12 protein-coding genes are annotated in these 16,473 nt (G+C 69.6%); 9 read left to right on the top strand and 3 right to left on the bottom strand.

From position 1 onward, the window contains the following. The first annotated feature begins 6 nt into the window (after window positions 1-6). Genes A4R43_RS37715 through A4R43_RS37690 form a run of 6 tightly spaced genes read left to right on the top strand, consistent with a single transcriptional unit; the run spans window position 7 to window position 7,579 of the window. Window positions 7-1,851 carry a non-ribosomal peptide synthetase gene (locus A4R43_RS37715; RefSeq protein WP_113696465.1) on the top strand — a complete coding sequence of 615 codons (1,845 nt, stop codon included), beginning with the start codon at window positions 7-9 and terminating at the stop codon, window positions 1,849-1,851. A gap of 19 nt (window positions 1,852-1,870) precedes the next feature. Continuing rightward, complete coding sequence (locus A4R43_RS37710; RefSeq protein ID WP_113696464.1) at window positions 1,871-4,144, top strand: condensation domain-containing protein; 2,274 nt, start codon at window positions 1,871-1,873, stop codon at window positions 4,142-4,144. A gap of 1 nt (window position 4,145) precedes the next feature. Next, window positions 4,146-4,859 (top strand): aspartate/glutamate racemase family protein, encoded by a 714-nt coding sequence (locus A4R43_RS37705; RefSeq protein WP_205215149.1) that lies wholly within the window; start codon window positions 4,146-4,148, stop codon window positions 4,857-4,859. A gap of 17 nt (window positions 4,860-4,876) precedes the next feature. Beyond that, window positions 4,877-5,659: a thioesterase II family protein gene (locus A4R43_RS37700; RefSeq protein WP_113696463.1), complete on the top strand. Its 783-nt coding sequence runs from the start codon at window positions 4,877-4,879 to the stop codon at window positions 5,657-5,659. A 1-nt stretch (window position 5,660) separates the two neighbouring features. Then, a complete protein-coding gene (locus A4R43_RS37695) occupies window positions 5,661-6,413 on the top strand; it encodes an SDR family NAD(P)-dependent oxidoreductase (protein WP_113696462.1) in 753 nt (250 codons plus the stop codon). A gap of 11 nt (window positions 6,414-6,424) precedes the next feature. Next, on the top strand, window positions 6,425-7,579 hold the full coding sequence (locus A4R43_RS37690; protein WP_113696461.1) for an acyl-CoA dehydrogenase family protein: 1,155 nt from the start codon (window positions 6,425-6,427) through the stop codon (window positions 7,577-7,579). A gap of 947 nt (window positions 7,580-8,526) precedes the next feature. Here the strand turns inward: A4R43_RS37690 and A4R43_RS37685 are convergent. Together A4R43_RS37685 and A4R43_RS37680 are read right to left on the bottom strand one after the other, a co-directional pair. Next, window positions 8,527-10,170, bottom strand: coding sequence for an AMP-binding protein (locus tag A4R43_RS37685; RefSeq protein ID WP_113696460.1), 1,644 nt, complete (start codon window positions 10,168-10,170; stop codon window positions 8,527-8,529). Further along, window positions 10,167-11,378, bottom strand: coding sequence for an acyl-CoA dehydrogenase family protein (locus A4R43_RS37680; RefSeq protein WP_113696459.1), 1,212 nt, complete (start codon window positions 11,376-11,378; stop codon window positions 10,167-10,169). The genes A4R43_RS37685 and A4R43_RS37680 overlap by 4 nt, the downstream gene beginning before the upstream one ends. A gap of 309 nt (window positions 11,379-11,687) precedes the next feature. Between A4R43_RS37680 and A4R43_RS37675 the strand changes: the two genes are divergently transcribed. The 3 genes from A4R43_RS37675 to A4R43_RS37665 all read left to right on the top strand — a co-directional run bounded on the left by A4R43_RS37675 (window position 11,688) and on the right by A4R43_RS37665 (window position 15,264). Beyond that, a complete protein-coding gene (locus A4R43_RS37675; protein WP_162788736.1) occupies window positions 11,688-12,149 on the top strand; it encodes an SRPBCC family protein in 462 nt (153 codons plus the stop codon). A gap of 223 nt (window positions 12,150-12,372) precedes the next feature. Further along, window positions 12,373-13,815: an extracellular solute-binding protein gene (locus A4R43_RS37670; protein WP_113696457.1), complete on the top strand. Its 1,443-nt coding sequence runs from the start codon at window positions 12,373-12,375 to the stop codon at window positions 13,813-13,815. Window positions 13,816-14,064: 249 nt separating this feature from the next. After that, on the top strand, window positions 14,065-15,264 hold the full coding sequence (locus tag A4R43_RS37665) for an acyltransferase family protein (protein ID WP_162788735.1): 1,200 nt from the start codon (window positions 14,065-14,067) through the stop codon (window positions 15,262-15,264). Between the two features lie 474 nt (window positions 15,265-15,738). Here the strand turns inward: A4R43_RS37665 and A4R43_RS37660 are convergent, their stop codons facing one another. Beyond that, a complete protein-coding gene (locus A4R43_RS37660; protein WP_113696455.1) occupies window positions 15,739-16,461 on the bottom strand; it encodes a class I SAM-dependent methyltransferase in 723 nt (240 codons plus the stop codon). Window positions 16,462-16,473: the final 12 nt, after the last annotated feature.

The raw sequence follows: 16,473 nt of genomic DNA, 5'->3' as shown, positions 1-16,473 counted from the left end.
GAGACGATGGCTTTCGAAGCGATCCAGGCGCTGGTGGCGAAGGCGATCCGGCGCTTCCCCGACCACGTCGCGGTCGAGTGCCCCGGCGGCACGCTCACCTACGCGGAACTCGACCGGCGTGCCGACGACATCGCCGCCGCCCTGCAGGAAGCGGGCGCGGCGCCCGGCGCGCTGGTGCCGGTGCTCGCCGAGGACCGCCGGGAGCTGGTCGCCGCGCTGCTCGGGGTGCTGCGGATCGGCGGTGTGGTGGTGCCGCTGGACGCCACCGCGCAGCAGCGGCGGCTGGAGCAGGCCCTCATCGACACCGACGCCTCCTGGGTGGTCACCGGGTCCGGGCTCGGCGGGCTGCCCGCGAAGGTGCTGGCCGCGGCGGGCGCCGCCGAGACCACGCGCATCGACATCGCGGACACGCTGGGCGCCAGCAACCGCCGGACCGTCGTCGCGCACGAGCCGTCGGCCGACGACCCCTGCTACGTCTTCTTCACCTCGGGTTCCACCGGCCGTCCCAAGGGCATCGTCGGCAGGCTCGGCTCGATCGACCACTACATCCGCTGGGAGACCGAGCTGCTCGGCGTGCACGCCGGCTGGCGGGTCAGCCAGCTGATCAGCCCGGCCTTCGACGCCGTGCTGCGTGACCTCTTCGTCCCGCTGACCACCGGCGCCACCGTCTGCGTGCCGCCGCCGGACACCCTGCTCGACGCCGCCGCGCTGAGCCGCTGGCTGGACGAGTCGAAGATCTCGCTGGTCCACTGTGTACCGTCGTTGTTCCGGCGGCTGGCCACCGCGCCGGGGTCACCGGTGTTCGCCTCGCTGGAGTGCGTCGCGCTGTCCGGCGAGAAGCTGGCGCCGCGTGATGCCGCGGGCTGGTTCGACCGCTTCGGCGAGCGCACCAAGCTGCTGAACCTGTACGGCCCGTCGGAAACCACGATGACCAAGACGTTCCACTTCGTCACGCGTGCCGACACCGAGCGCGACTCGATCCCGATCGGCCGTGCCATGCCGGAGACCGAGGTGCTGGTGCTCAACGACCGCGGTGAGCCCGCCGCGCCCGGTGAGGTCGGCGAGATCCACCTGCGCACCCCGCACCGCTCGCTCGGTTACCACCGCCAGCCCGACGCCACCAGCAAGGCGTTCGTGCCCGACCCGCGCTCGCCCGGTGAGGTCGTCTACCGCACCGGCGACTTCGGCCGCTTCTCCGACGAGGGCCTGCTGGAGTACCTGGGGCGCAAGGACCACCAGGTGAAGATCGGCGGGGTCCGCGTCGAACTCGGCGGGGTGGAAAGCGTGCTGCGCGAACACCCCGCGATCACCGAGGTCGCGGTTGTCGCCGGGGAATCCGCCGACGGCACGCCGTTCCTGTGCGCGCACTACGAGCAGCACACCGACGTCGATGCCGCGCTGCTGCGGGCCTTCCTGCGTGAGCGCCTGCCGGAGAGCGCGGTGCCCGCGGTTTTCGCGCCGACGCCCGAGCTGCCGCGCACGATCAGCGGCAAGATCGACCGCCGCGCGCTGCCCGCGACTGCCCCGTCCACTTCGGACCAGCGAGCCGACGTGCTCGCCCCGCGGTCGCCCGCCGAGCAGGCCATCGCCCGGATCTGGGCGAGCGTGCTGCCCGGCCACTCGGGCACGGTGGACATCCGGCAGGACTTCTTCGACGCGGGCGGCAGCTCCCTGCTGGTCATCGAGCTGCTTTCGCGGCTCGGCGCCGAGTTCGGCGTTTCCGTGCCGCTGCACGACTTCCTGTCCGCGCCGACCGTGGCGGCCGTCGCCGGGCTGATCGAGGGCTCCCTGGTTTCCGACGACACCGACGACCTCGACGACCTCGGGCTGGACGTCTCCGCGTCGAGCTGAGCCCCATGGAGGCTGAACGATGACCGAACCGAAGCTGCTCTCGACCGAACCCGCGCAGGCGGAGGTGATCGAGCAGGAGGTCGAGGCCGCGCTGCGGCGCCACGGCGGCGTCGCCGACTGCGCGGTGGTTTTTGCCGGGGCCGGCGAGTCGGCCAGGCGGAACTGCGTTCGCTGCGGCATCACCGGCAAGTACCCCGGCCTGACCTTCGACGACGCGGGCGTCTGCTCGCTTTGTGTGCTGTACGAGGAGAACCGCGAGCAGATCGACGCCTACTGGGGTGATCTCTCCGAGCTGGCCCCGAAACTGCGCGCGAAGGCCGAGGCGGCCGGTTCGGAGTACGACTGCCTGCTGCTGTTCAGCGGCGGCAAGGACAGCACCTACGTGCTCTACCGGCTGGTCGACCTCGGGCTGCGGGTGATGACCTTCACCTTCGACAACGGCTTCATCTCCACCACCGCGCTGCGCAACGTCGAAGAGGTGACCGGGGAACTCGGCATCGAGCACGTCACCAAGACCCGCGCCGACCAGAACAAGATCTTCCTGCTCAGCCTGCAGGAGCACAAGAGCGTGTGCAACGGCTGCTTCCGCTCGCTGCTGGACCTGAGCACGGAGCTGGCGCACCACCGCGGCATTCCCAGCATCGTCACCGGGCTTTCGCGCGGGCAGATCATGGACGAGCGGCTGTCGTGGTTCCACCAGCAGGGCATCTTCGACCGCGACGAGATCGAGGAGAAGCTGGCGCTCGGCCGTCGCGTCTACCACCAGGCCGGTGGGGACGGCGCGGAGGCGGCCGCGGTGGACGCGGTCGAGGTGGTCGACTTCTACCGCTACTCCGAGGTGACCAAGGACGAGATCCGCGCCCTGCTCAAGTCGCGGTCGAAGATCTGGGCGCACCCGGACGACACCGGCTTCTGCAGCTCGAACTGCCTGATCAACGACGTCGGTGTGTACGTGCACAACGCCGAGCGCGGCTTCCACAACTACGAGGCGCCGACCCGGTGGGAGGTGCGGCTCGGGCACCTCGCGGTCGCCGAGGCCGACGAGGAACTCCAGGGGCCGGTCAACAGCACGCGGGTCAAGCGGATGCTGGCCAAGATCGGCTACCCGGACCCGGCCGAGCACCCGCACCTCGGGGCGCGTATGACAGCGTATTACGTTCAGGGCAGTAGTACGGAAGAAGCCGTCCGGGCGGCCGTCGCGTCGGTGCTGCCGGAAGGACTGGTGCCCGAGCGCTGGGTGGCGGTCAGCGAGATCCCGCGCAAGGCGGGCGTGGTGGACCGGTCGGCGCTCAAGGCCCCGGTCGCGACCCGCTTCGGCCGGGGCAACGAGGACTCGTCGCATCCGCTCACGCCGTCGCAGCTGCGGGTGACCGAGCGGACGCCGCTGGCCGAGCAGGCCCGCGCGCTGCTGGTCACGCTGCCGGGCGCGGTGGACACCGCGAAGGTCAAGAAGATCGTGCTGCAGCTGCTGATGCAGCACGACACGATGCGCATGAAGTTCACCAAGGACGAGCACGGGTGGCGGCAGCAGCCCATCGGGGCCGGCGGCTCGCTGCCGGTGGTCCGGCTCGACCTGTCGGCGGTCAGCCCGGAGCAGGAGCCCGCGTTGCTCAAGCGCGCGGTGGCGAAGCTGCGGGCGCGGCTGGACCCGGCGGAGGGCCGGGTGCTGCAGGTGACCGCGCTGGAGCGGGGGTCGCGGCCGGCCGGCTTGCTGCTGGTGCTGCACGAACTCGCCGCCGACACCGCGTCGTGGCGGCTGATCCTGGAGGACGTGGTGACGGCCTGCCGTCAGCTCGGCGCGGGGGAACCGGTCGAGCTGGCGCGCTCAGAGGCCTTCCCGGGCACCACGCCGATCGAGCCGCCGCCCGCCGCCACCGACCCCGGCCCGGCTGGGGCGGCGCTGGGCGTGCTGGCCGACGTGCTGCCCGCCTGGCTCGGCCAGGACTCGGTGGTCGTCGAGGTGGCCGACCACACCGCCCCGCACCACCGGGCGGGCCGCGTGGTCGGCCGGGTGTCCGATGTGGACTTCTGGCGGATCCGGCCGGACCGGATCGAGCCAGCCGACGGTCCGGCCGACATCCGGTACGACCACTTCGGTGACGTGACCACGCTGCTGCCGCCCGGGTCGCCGGTGCGGGTGTCCGACCTGCCCGAGGTCGACTTCACCGAGCTGCCCGGCGAGGGCCCGCACCGGATCTCGATCACCGGCGCGGTCCGCGGCGGGAAGCTGCGCCTGAGCTGGCGGGGCGCGCCGGAGGAGGTCGTGCAGCGGGCCACCGATCGGCTGGCCTGACGTGCCCGCGACGCTGGGCGTGCTCGGCGGCATGGGACCCGCGGCCACCGCCGAGTTCCTGCGGTTGCTGGCGCTGCGCGTCCCGGCGCGTTCCGACCAGGAGCACCCGCGGATCGTGCTGCTGTCCGAGCCGTCGATCCCGGACCGCACCGAAGCCCTGCTCGCCGGGGACGACACGCCGCTGCGCCCGATCCGCGACGGGCTGCGGACCCTGGTGAGCTGGGGCGCGGACCTGCTGGCCGTGCCGTGCAACACCGCGCACGCCTACGTCGACCGGGTCAGCGCGCAGCTGCCGGTGCCGCTGGTGCACATCGTGGACGCGACACTGCGGATGGCGCGGCTGGCCAGTCCGCCGGGCGCCTGGCTGACCGCGACCACCGGCACCGTGGCCAGCGGCCTGTACCAGGAGCGGGCGGCCGGGCTCGGTTACCCGCTGCTGGTGCCGGACGAGGCCGAGCAGCACCGGATCCACCACGCCGCTTCGCTGGTGAAGGCGAACCGGACGGACGAGGGCGGCGAGGTGTTCGCCTCGGCGGTCGCCGCGTTGTGGCAGCGGGACCCGCGGCCGGTGGTCACCGCGTGCACGGAACTGCCGATCGCGTACGCCGCGGCCGGGCTGCCACCGGAGGCCGCGGTGTCCAGTTTGGACGCGCTGGCCACGGCGTGCGCGGATGAGCTCTACCGGGCGGCCACGCCGCTCCGGATCGCTGTGTGAGTTTCGAAGGAGTACTGATGGCCGGATCGTGGACGGCGGTGCTGCGTGCCGCCCAGGGAACGCCCCAGGCGCGGGTGGTGCTCATCCCGCACGCCGGTGCCGGGCCGAACGTGCTGATGCCGCTGGCCGAACGGCTGCCAGCCGGGTTCGAGGTGCTCGGGGTCACGCTGCCCGGGCGCGAGCGGCGGTTCTCCGAGAGTTTCAAGGAAACCCCGTCGGATCCGCACGCGGTGGTCGAAGGGGTGCTGGACGAACTCCTCGCGCTGCCGCAGTTGCGCACCGTCCTCTTCGGACACAGCATGGGCGCGGCGGTGGCCGCCGCGATCGCGCTGGCGAAGCCGGAACCGTTCACCGGGCTGGTGCTCAGCGCCTACCCGTCGGGCGGCTCGGCGGCGGAGCGCGCGGGCCGGTGGAGCGACGACGACCTGGTCAAGATCATGCGCGCCGGGGGCGGCACGCCGGAGGAGATCCTGGCCAGCCCGTTCTGGCGCGAGCACGTGATGGCGTTGCTGCGCTCGGACCTGACGCTGGGCCTGCGGCTGGCCCAGGTGAGCTTTCTCGGCCCGGTCGCGGTCCCGCTGACCGTGCTCGGCGGGCACGACGACCAGCTGGTGCCGTCGGCCGAGCTGCCCGCCTGGCGCGAGCGGGCCGGGGCGGGCCTGCGGGCCCGCATGTTCGACGGCGGGCACTTCTACCTGCTGGACGAACCGCACGTGGGCGAGGTGGCTGCCGAGATCGCTCGAGCCTGCCTCGGCAATCGGGAAGACGCGCAGGTCGAGACCGAGGAAGGACCCTGGTGACATGACTGAGTTCGAAGGCAAGTCCGTACTGATTTCCGGTGGTGGCAGCGGTATCGGCCTGGCCACCGCGCAGCGGCTGGTCGCCGCCGGCGGGCGCGTGGTGCTCGCCGGTCGCAGCCGCGAACGGTTGAACACCGCGGTCAAGGAACTCGACGCCGGTGACCGTGTGGTGGCCGTGCAGGCCGACGTGTCCAGCACCGCCGACCTCGACGCGCTGTTCACCAAGGTGGGCGAGACCGTCGGCAAGCTCGACGGCGTGTTCGCCAACGCGGGCACCGCCTCGGCGGGCCTGCTCGGCGACGTCTCCGAGGAGGAGTTCGACCGGGTCGTCGGCACCAACTTCAAGGGCACCTACTTCACCGTGGCCAAGGCCGTGCCGTTCCTGAACGAGGGCGCTTCGGTGGTGCTGAACGGTTCGTGGCTGGTGCACCGCGGCATGGCGCCGGGCGCGCTGTACGCGGCGAGCAAGGCCGCCGTGCTGAACCTGGCCCGCTCGCTGGCCGCCAACCTGGCGCCGCAGGGCATCCGGGTCAACGCGGTGACCCCCGGGCACACCGAGACCGAGATGTTCGACCAGGTCGCGCCGAACGAGCAGGTCCGCGAGTTCTTCCGCAGCCAGGTGGTGCTCGGCAAGCTCGGGCAGCCGGGCGACGTCGCGGAGACGGTGGCCTTCCTGCTCTCGGCGAAGTCGGCCTACGTCACCGGGCAGGAGTTCGTCGTCGACGGCGGCCTGGTGACCGCCGTGGCCGCCTGAGGGGCCCGGACGTGATCGACTTCCGCCTGCCGGAGGAACTCGAGACGCTGCGCAAGACCGTCGAGGAGTTCGCCGCCGCCGAGGTCGCCCCGGTGATCGGGGAGATCTACCAGCGCGAGGAGTTCCCGTACCAGCTGGTCGCGAAAATGGGCCGGATGGGGTTGTTCGGGCTGCCGTTCCCGGAGGAGCACGGCGGCATGGGCGGCGACTTCTTCGCGCTGGCGCTGGTGCTGGAGGAACTGGCGCGGGTGGACTCGTCGGTGGCGATCGCGGTGTCCGCCGGGGTTTCGCTCGGCGCGCTGCCGATCCACAAGTTCGGCACGCCGGAGCAGAAGCGGCGGTGGCTGCCCGCGTTGTGCGCGGGCGAGGCGCTGGCCGGGTTCGGGCTGACCGAACCCGGCGGCGGCACCGACGCCGGCGCCACCCGCACCACCGCGGTGCGCGACGGTGACGAGTGGGTGATCAACGGCAGCAAGTGCTTCATCACCAACTCGGGCACCGACATCACCGCGCTGGTCACGGTCACCGCGGTGACCGGGGTGGGGCCGGACGGCCGCAAGGAGATCTCCGCGATCATCGTGCCGTCGGGCACGCCGGGCTTCTCGGTGGCACCTTCGTACTCGAAGGTCGGCTGGTGTGCTTCGGACACCCATGAGCTGTCCTTTTCGGACTGCCGGGTGCCGGTGTCGCACCTGCTGGGTGCCGAGGGCCGCGGCTTCGCCCAGTTCCTCTCGGTGCTGGACGAAAGCCGGATCGCGCTGGCCGCGGTCGGCACCGGTCTCGCGCAGGGCTGCGTGGACGAATGCGTGCGGTACGCGCGGGAGCGGGAGGCCTTCGGCCGCCCGCTCGCGGACCACCAGGCGATCGCGTTCAAGATCGCCGACATGGAGGCACGGGCGCACACCGCGCGCCTGGCGTGGTACCACGCCGCCTCGAGATTGGTGGCAGGCGAACCGTTCAAGCGGGAGGCCGCGATCGCCAAGCTCGTCTCGTCGAACGCCGCCATGGACAACGCGCGGGAGGCCACCCAGATCTTCGGGGGTTACGGTTTCATGAACGACTACCCCGTCGCCCGCTTCTACCGCGACGCGAAGATCCTGGAAATCGGCGAAGGCACCAGCGAGGTCCAGCGAATGCTCATCTCCCGAGACCTCCTCACGCCCTGATTCCTCGGCCCCTCCCGGACACGAATGTGGCTTATGTGGCAAATCCCGCCCCGAAAGCCACATTCGTGTCCGCCGCGCCCCTTTCGCTCCGAGTACCCTCTCCACTCCGAGCGCCCGCCGGCCCCGCCCCGGTGCCCCACGCCGATGTCACGAAAGCCACATTCGAGACACCAAACGTCCCGAAAGCCACATTCGTGACACCACGCCAGCCGCCTCAGCCAAGCCCCGGCCCCCGGGGGCCCGCAGCCGCCGCCACGCTATGAATGTGGCTTTCTTAGCGTCTGGCGCAATGAATGCCACATTCATAGCATCGCCCGCCCCGCCACCAGCATCCCAACGCAAGGCGAGCCCGCCACATCCCAACGCAAGCCGCCCCGCCGTCATCCCAACGCAAAGCGAGCCCGCCACATCCCAACGCAAGGTGAGCACACCCTCATCCAAACGGGAAGCCGGGCACCCGCCCCCGGCGCCCCAGGCCGACGTCACGAAAGCCACATTCGAGACACCAAACGTCCCGAAAGCCACATTCGAGACACCACGCCAGCCCCCTCAGCCAAGCCCCGGCCCCCGGGGGCCCGCAGCCGCCGCCACGCTATGAAGGTGGCTTTCTTAGCGTCTGGCGCAATGAAAGCCACATTCATAGCATCGCCAGCCCCACCACCAGCATCCCAACACAAAGCGAGCCCGCGACATCCCAACACAAAACGAGCCCCCCACATCCCAACGCAAGCCGCCCCGCCGTCATCCCGGCACACAGCGAGCCCCCCAGCAGCCCAAACGGGAAGCCGGGCAACCAAACCCAACTCCCCACCCAAACTCCCCCTTCCCCACCCCGGGCCAAAGCCAACAACACGGCGAAGACCCCTTTGTCAAGGTACGCTCCCCAGCCTTGACAAAGGGGTCTTCGCCGTAGTCACAATGAAACCCAGGGGTGGGCACCCGCCCCCTCAAGCGTGCCGCACCTCCAGCAACTCCCCCAGCCCCAGCAATTCCACGGCCATCTCCCGCATCTCGACCTTCCGCACCTTCCCCGAAACCGTCATCGGGAACTCGTCCACCAGGTGCACATACCGCGGAATCTTGTGCCGCGCCAATTCGCCGAGGCAGAATTCCCGCAATGAGGCGGCATCCAAAGAAGCAGCTCCCGGCCGCAACCGGATCCACGCCATCAGCTCTTCCCCATACCGCGCATCCGGCACGCCGATCACCTGAACGTCCACGATGTCCGGGTGCGTGTGCAGGAATTCTTCCACCTCTCGCGGATAGATGTTCTCCCCGCCCCGGATCACCATGTCCTTGATCCGCCCGGTGATGTTCAGGTACCCGTGCTCGTCCATCACCCCGAGATCACCGCTGTGCATCCAGCCGGCGGCATCGATCGCGTCCGCGGTCTTGTCCGGCTGGTCCCAGTACCCGATCATCACCGAATACCCGCGCATGCACACCTCACCGGCCTCGCCGCGCGGCACGGTGAGCCCGGTGCGCGGATCGACCACCTTGATCTCCACGTGCGGCCCGGCCCGGCCGACCGTGGACACGCGACGCTCCAGCGAATCGTCGTACCTCGTCTGGGTGGCCACCGGCGAAGTCTCGGTCATTCCGTAACAGATGGTCACCTCCGCCATGCCCATCAGCTCGACCACCTGACGCATCACGTCGATCGGGCAGGGCGTGCCGGACATGATCCCGGTCCGCAGCGAAGACAGCTCGAACCCGGCGAAATCCGGATCGGCCAGCTCCGCGATGAACATCGTCGGCACGCCGTAAAGGGACGTGCACCGCTCGGCCTCGACAGCCTCCAGCGTCGCGCGCGCGTTGAACACCGGCGCCGGGATCACCACGCACGCGCCGTGCGTCATCGCCGCCAGGTTGCCCATCACCATGCCGAAGCAGTGGAAGAACGGCACCGGCACGCACACCCGGTCCTCCGGCCCGTACCGGCACAGCTGCCCCACGGAGAAGCCGTTGTTCAGGATGTTGTGGTGCGAAAGCGTTGCCCCCTTGGGAAAACCGGTGGTGCCGGAGGTGAACTGGATGTTGATCGGCTCGTCCGCGTGCAGTGACGCGCCGACCTTCGCCAGCAGCGCCGGGTCGCCGCGGCGCCCGCGGTCGGCCAGCTCGGCCCACGCGTCCCCGCCGAGCAGCACCACCTGCTCCAGCGCCGGGCAGTCCACCTCGGTGATCATCCTGGCGTAGTCGGAGGTCTTGAACGATTCCGCGGAGATCAGCATCCGCACGCCGGCCAGGTTCAGCACGTACTCGATCTCGTGCCTGCCGTAGCCCGGATTCAGGTTCACCAGCACCGCGCCGATCTTCGCGCACGCGTACTGCACGATCACCCACTCGGCGCAGTTCGGCGCCCAGATGCCCACCCGGTCCCCCGGCTGGATGCCGTGGTCGAGCAGGCCGAGCGCGAGCACGTCGGCCTCCGCGCCGAGTTCGGCATACGTCCACCGGCGGCCGGTCGGCCGGTCCACCAGCGCGTCACGGTCGCCGAAATCCTCGACCGCGCGGTCGAAATACGCGCCGATCGTCTCCCCCAGCAGGGAGGTCTCCGAAGCACCGGACGAATAGCTCGGCCGCACCCTCATGCCGCACCCAGCCTCGCCTGGCTGTATTCGCGCTGCGCGATCGCCGACAGGAACACCGAAATGCCCGCGTGGCTGTGCTGCATCGACAGGTCACGCCACACCCGCTCGACCCTGGCGCCGTTGCGCACCGCGCTGGACCCGGCGGTCGGCACCAGGTGCGCCTGCACCGCGTCGAAGCTCAACCGCACCACTTCACGGCAGATCAACGCGATCCGCAGTTCGCGCTCGGGCGTGAACGCCGCGGACCCCTCCGCGGCGGCCCGCTCCCACTGCTGGATCGCGTTGTGGAAGGCCGCTTCCGCGGTGGCGATCATGCCGGTGGCCTGGCCGAAGCGGAACTGGTAGTCGGGGTCCTGCGCGCGGCCCTGGATCGGCGGGAAGATCGTCGACCGGGTCTTCATCAGCTCCTCGCACGCGTCCAGCGCGCTCTGCGCCATGCCGACCGCGAGCACCGCGTCCTCCAGCACCATGAAGCTGAGCAGGCCGCCGCCGTAGAACGGGTTCTGGTGCAGCGCCGCGCCCGGCGTGCCACCGGAGACGTCGACCTGGCTCAGGTGCATCTCGAACATGTGGTGCGCCGGAATGTGCGCGTTCTCCATCAAAATGCTGTGCGAGCCGCTGCCACGAAGGCCGAGCGTGGTGTTCCAGTCGTCGAGCCGCGTCCACTGCTCACGCGGGACCACGAACATCATCGGCGACGGCGTGCCGTCCTCCCCGAACACCAGCGTGTGCCCGATGAAATGGGTGGCATACGGCGAACCGGAGCAGTAGTTCCACGTGCCGCTGAGCCGCCAGTCGCCGTTCTCCAGCTGCTCGGCCTCGCCGCCCGGCGCGACCGTCGCGGGGCAGATGAAGTCGCCGACGGCGAAGATCTCGTCCTGCACCCGCTCGTCGAAGATCGACGCGGCGGCGTGCGCGTGCGCGGCGCCGAGGCAGTACATCCACCCGGTGGACGGGCACCCCCTGGTCAGCGCCTGCACCACCCGCATGAAGGTGTCCAGGCCGAACTCGTAACCGCCGTAGCGGCGCGGCACGAGGATCCGGTAGAAGCCCGCGGCACGGAACGCCTCGTGGGTGTCCTCGGCGTAGTAACCACGCTTCTCGGTCTCCGCCTGGCGTTCGACGAGCGTGGGCGCGATCGCCTCGGCCCGCGCGACGACCTGGTCCGGAGTGAGCTCCGGTTCGGGAATTTCCACCGTGGCTGTCATCGCTGCACGAATCCTTTTCTCCGGCGGCCTGGCTGGCTCCGCCCTAGCCTCACATCCCGCGCGCGCGACCACGTCTCCCGGATTGCGCACAACCGCGCGCCGGCGCCGGGAACAGCAGGAATGAGGAAGGCCCGCGCCGGATGTGAGGAATACATAGAGCAGTGGTGCACGCGGCACTGGCCGTGCCGTCCGCGCCGCTGACAGAATCCGGTAACGGACCGATGACGTAACGACGCTCACTGAGTCTGCAGCAACCGGCGTGCCATGACCGCGTATTTCCGCCCGGACCGCATCCAGAGAGGAACCCCCATGACCGAAGAGCGCACGATCCGCGAGATCAAGATCACCCGCACCATCGACGCCAAGCCCGAGCAGGTGTTCAAGGCCTGGACCGAGCCGGAGCACTTCACCCACTGGTTCGGGGCGCCGCTGCCGACGATCTCGATGGACGTCCGTCCCGGCGGCAGCTGGAAGGCGACCCTCGACTACGAGGGCACCGAGATCCCCTTCTACGGCGTCTACAGCGAGGTCGAGGAGAACTCCCGCCTGGTGTTCTCGCTGATCGACCCGAACGACCCGGATTTCGAGGCGAAGCAGGCGGCCGGCGAGAACGAGGAAGCCGTCACGCTGACCTTCACCGAGACCAACGGCAAGACCAAGCTGGCGTTCCGCCAGACCGGCTACCTCCCCGAGGAGGAGCTGCCCCAGGCCAAGGAAGGCTGGGTTTCCTGGTTCGACGCCCTGGAAGAGTACCTGACCAAGAAGTCCTGACGTAGTACCCACGGTTCGCTGGGTACGCGGTGAACTGCGCCACCCGCGGGGGTGGCGGAAAGCGGAGTGATCCGTTTTCCGCCACCCCCGTTTTGGTATTTTCGCACGTCTTTTCCGGCGCGCAATCGGGAAGACGCGAGCCGGGCCTGGCGTGCGAAATCGTGGGACGGAGACTGACTGATCGGGCAGCCGTGTGCGCAGGAAAGCCAGGAGGAGAGATCGAATGAGTAAAGTGGTCATCGACGTCTGGGTCCCCGATCTGACTTTTCCGGGCTGGATGGACCGCTGGTTCCAGCTGGGCAGGGACTTCGAGCAGGTCTACCCCCAGTACGAGGTCCGGGTGCAGGGCAAGGACTTCTGGACCTTCCCGCAGGAGGTCGCCCGCGCCGCCGCGGCCGGTACCCCGCCCACCCTGGCCGAGCTGTACTTCTACATGGGCCAGGTGGCCCGCGACCTGCGGCACGCCGACGGCAGCCCGCTGTTCACCTCGGTCGAACAGGCGGTGGCGGGCCGGTCGGAGATCAACGGCGAGCCGGTGGTGCTCGGCGACCTGATCAAGCCGTTCCGCGACTACTACACCATCGGCGGCGACCTGATGTCGATGCCGTCGGTGTGCACCACGAGCCTGCTCTACGCCAACACCGACCTGCTGGAGAAGGCCGGCGTCACCGAGCTGCCGCAGACCTGGGCCGAGGTGACCGCGGTCTGCGAGCAGGTCGCGCGTGCCAAGGGCGGGCCGAAGAACGCGATCACCTGGTCCAACCACGGGACCTTCTACCAGCAGGCCGTGGCCACCCAGGGCGGTTTGCTGGTGAACAACCACAACGGCCGCGACGGCCGGGCCACCGAGGTCGAGCTGGCGTCCAAGGAAATGCTGGCCTGGGCCGAGATCTGGCGCGAGCTGCACCGCGACGGCCACTACCTGCACACCGGCGGCATTCCCGACTGGGCCCAGACCCTGCGTGCCTTCGCCGAGCAGGACGTGGCGATCCGCATCTCGTCGTCGAACGACGTCAACTACATGGTGCAGGCGGCCAAGGACAACGGCTTCGGCATCGAGGTCGGCCTGTTCCCGTTCAGCGACACGCAGCCCTACGTCGGCAACGCGATCGCGGGCACCTCCATGTGGCTGACCAGCGGCCTGGACGAGGCCACCCAGGACGGCGCGCTGACCTTCCTGCAGTACATGCACAACGCCCGCAACGCGGCCGACCGGCACAAAGCGAACAGCTTCGCGCCGGTCACCCACGCCTCGTTCGAACTGCTGGAGCGCGAGGGCTGGTTCGAGCAGCACCCGTACCACCGGGTCGCCAGCGACCACGTCACGCGGTTCCCGGAGAAGGCGGTCCGTCCCGACGGCGTGCCCGCCGACGCGGTGCCCGTGCAGGAGGGCGCGGTCTTCGGTGACTTCGCGGGCAACCAGGACGTGATGACCCGCGCGATGCGTGACGTGCTCGGCGGCGCCGACCCGATCACGCGGTTCACGCAGGCCACCGAGGAGGCGCAGGCGCTGCTGGACACCTACAACGCCTACGCGCTCGGTGACTGGCCGCGCGACCCGGACGGTCCCAACAGCAGCCACAAGGTGGAGTACTTCACCACGGTGATGGCTGGGCGTGACTACTCCGCGGCCGACCTGGAAAACGTGGTGAAGCTCAACCGCTGACGGGCTTCCCCGCACACGGCCCGGTATCGGCGAATCCCCGCCGGTACCGGGCCGTTCCCGTGCGGTGGATCTTCCCGGCTGCGCAGTTCCCGTGCCGCAATCGGAGAGATGCCCCGGATGGCCGTATTGACCGAAGCTGTCCGAGTCTGATTAATCCGTGAGGGAGCCGTTATGGTGACTAAGAGCGCGGTGGACCCACGTCCTCGGGTCCGCTCAACAAAGCGCAGATTCTTCCCGCAGCTCGAGGGGATGCGCGGGCTCGCCGCGCTGGGGGTCCTCCTCACCCACGTCGGGCTCTACTCCGCACAGGTGGCCCTGACCGAGTTCCCCGGTTTTGAGCAGCCGGGCAACGGATTCGCCGGGGTGCTGCTGCAGCAGTTGCACGTGAGCCTGCCGATCTTCTTCGTGCTGTCCGGGGTGCTGCTGTACCGCCCGTGGGTGCTCGCGGCGCTGGGCGGCACGAAGAAGCCGGGGGTGAAGCCCTACCTGTGGCGTCGCGCGCTGCGCACGCTGCCGGCGTTCTGGGTGACGCTGGCGGTGGTGCTGATCGCGTTCAACAGCGAGGGCATCCAGAACCTGTGGCACGTGGTGCGGCCGTTCCTGCTGTTGCACGTGTACGAGGACCAGGCGTTTGTGTTCGGGCTGGAGCAGAGCTGGAGCCTCTCCACCGAGATCGCCTTCTACGCGCTGCTGCCGGTGCTGGCGTGGGCGCTGCACCGGGTGGCCCGCGGTGGTGCCGACGTGGCCGCCAAGGCCCGCCGGATCCTGCTCGTGCTGGGTGTGGTCGTGGTGGCCGGGTTCGGCTTCGCCGCCTACACCTTCACCGAGTCGATGGGCAGCTGGCCGATCGAGGACAAGTGGCCGCTGAAGTGGATGGGCTTCATCGCGGTCGGCATGGCGCTGGCGACGCTTTCGGCCGCGGCGGAGCTGCAGCCGGAGAAGTCCCCGTCGCTGTACCGCTTCCTGTCCCGCAAGCCGGCCTCGGCCTGGGCGGCGGCGCTGGTGGTGTACCTCATCGCCTGCTTCCAGCCGTTCGGTGACAGCGGGAGCGCGAACTACCCGGACATGGCGCAGGGCATGGTGGAGCAGGTGCTGTACCTGTCGTTCGGCCTGCTGGCGGTGGCCCCGCTGACCCTGCCGAACGCGCGCTCGCGGCTGATCGACGCGGTGCTGACGAACCCGGTGATGCTGTACCTGGGCAGGATCTCGTACGGCTTGTACCTGTGGCACATCGCGATCATCTACTTCTGGAACGAGGGCACTTTCGGGGCCGACGGGTTCTGGAAGCTGCTGGCCATCTGCCTGGCAGGCAGCATCGTGGCGGCGACGCTGAGCTACTACCTGATCGAGAGCCCGGCGATGCGGTTGCGCGAGAAGCTGGGGAAGGCGCCTAAGGAAGTGGGCGTGGCTACCTTGGAACGGCCGGAGCACCTGACTTCGGTGCGGTAGGGGGTTCCCACCCCGGCAGTTCAGTGTGACGACGGCGAAGACCCCTTTGTCAAGGCTGGGAAGCGTACCTTGACAAAGGGGTCTTCGCCGTGTTTTGGGCTGTGGACCGGGGAGGGGAAGGGGGAGTCTGGGTGGGAGGCTGGGTTTTGGTGCCCGGCTTCCCGCTTGGGCTGCTGGCGGGCTCACCTTGCGTTGGGATGTGGCGGGCTCGCTTTGTGTCGGGATGGCTGCGGGGGGCGGCTTGCGTTGGGATGGCGGTGGCTCGCGGTGTGTCCGGATGGTGGAGCTGGCCCGCGCCCGGCCTCCTGTTTGGACGGTGGCGGGGGCGGCTGCAGTGTCACGAATGTGGCTTTCGGGACGTTTGGCGTCTCGAAAGCCACATTCGTGACACCCGGCGGTGGGGCGCCGGGCACGTGGAAGGGCCCTGCCTCCCCGGGGTGAGGGGGGTGGCAGGGCCCGAGAAAAAGAGCGCCGTCAGGAGGGCTTGACCGCCCAGATGACGCGGTTGTACAGCTCAGCCGGCGGCGTCTCCACGATGTGCGCCGAGGCGAAGCCCGCGCTCAGCAGCTTTTCCGTCCAGAACTCCGGCGTGGTCAGGATCTCGCCGTCCTCGCGCATGAAGCGGGGCAGCAGGTCGATCTGCAGCAGCATCCGCTCGAAGCTGGCGTGCTCCAAGTAGTGCTTCGCCTTGGCGGTGAGCAGGTCGAGCACGTCCTTCGCCCGTTCCGGGCTGCCGGCCGGGCCCATCACCCGGCAGAACTGGTCCGCGTTCACGAACCGCCCGCCCGGGCGCAGCACGCGGAACAGCTCCGCGGCCGCCTGCTTGTACGTGTCCAGCTCCAGGTGGTGCAGCGCGAAGCTGGAGATCACCGCGTCGAAGCTGTTGTCCGGGATGAACGAAAGGTCCTCCACCAGCCCACCGGCGAACGAGACCTTCGGGTCGTCGGCGAACTTGATCTCCGCCGCCTCGACCATCGTCGGGGCCGGGTCGACGCCGAGAATGGTGGCGTCCGGCAGGGCCTTGCGGACCAGCGAGGTCAACCGCCCGGTGCCCGCGCCGATGTCGAGCAGGTCCTTCGTGTCCGGCGGCAGGAGGCCGACCGCGGCAGCGAGCAGCTTCACGTTCGACTCGTCGGTGTTGAGCACCTTGTCGTAGTCGATGCCGACGTCGTTCCAGTGCGTGGTCGATTCACTCATCCGTTGTCTCCC

This window comes from Amycolatopsis albispora (assembly GCF_003312875.1).
GTDB classification, from domain to species: domain Bacteria; phylum Actinomycetota; class Actinomycetes; order Mycobacteriales; family Pseudonocardiaceae; genus Amycolatopsis; species Amycolatopsis albispora.
This window is presented reverse-complemented; position numbering and strand designations above follow the sequence as displayed.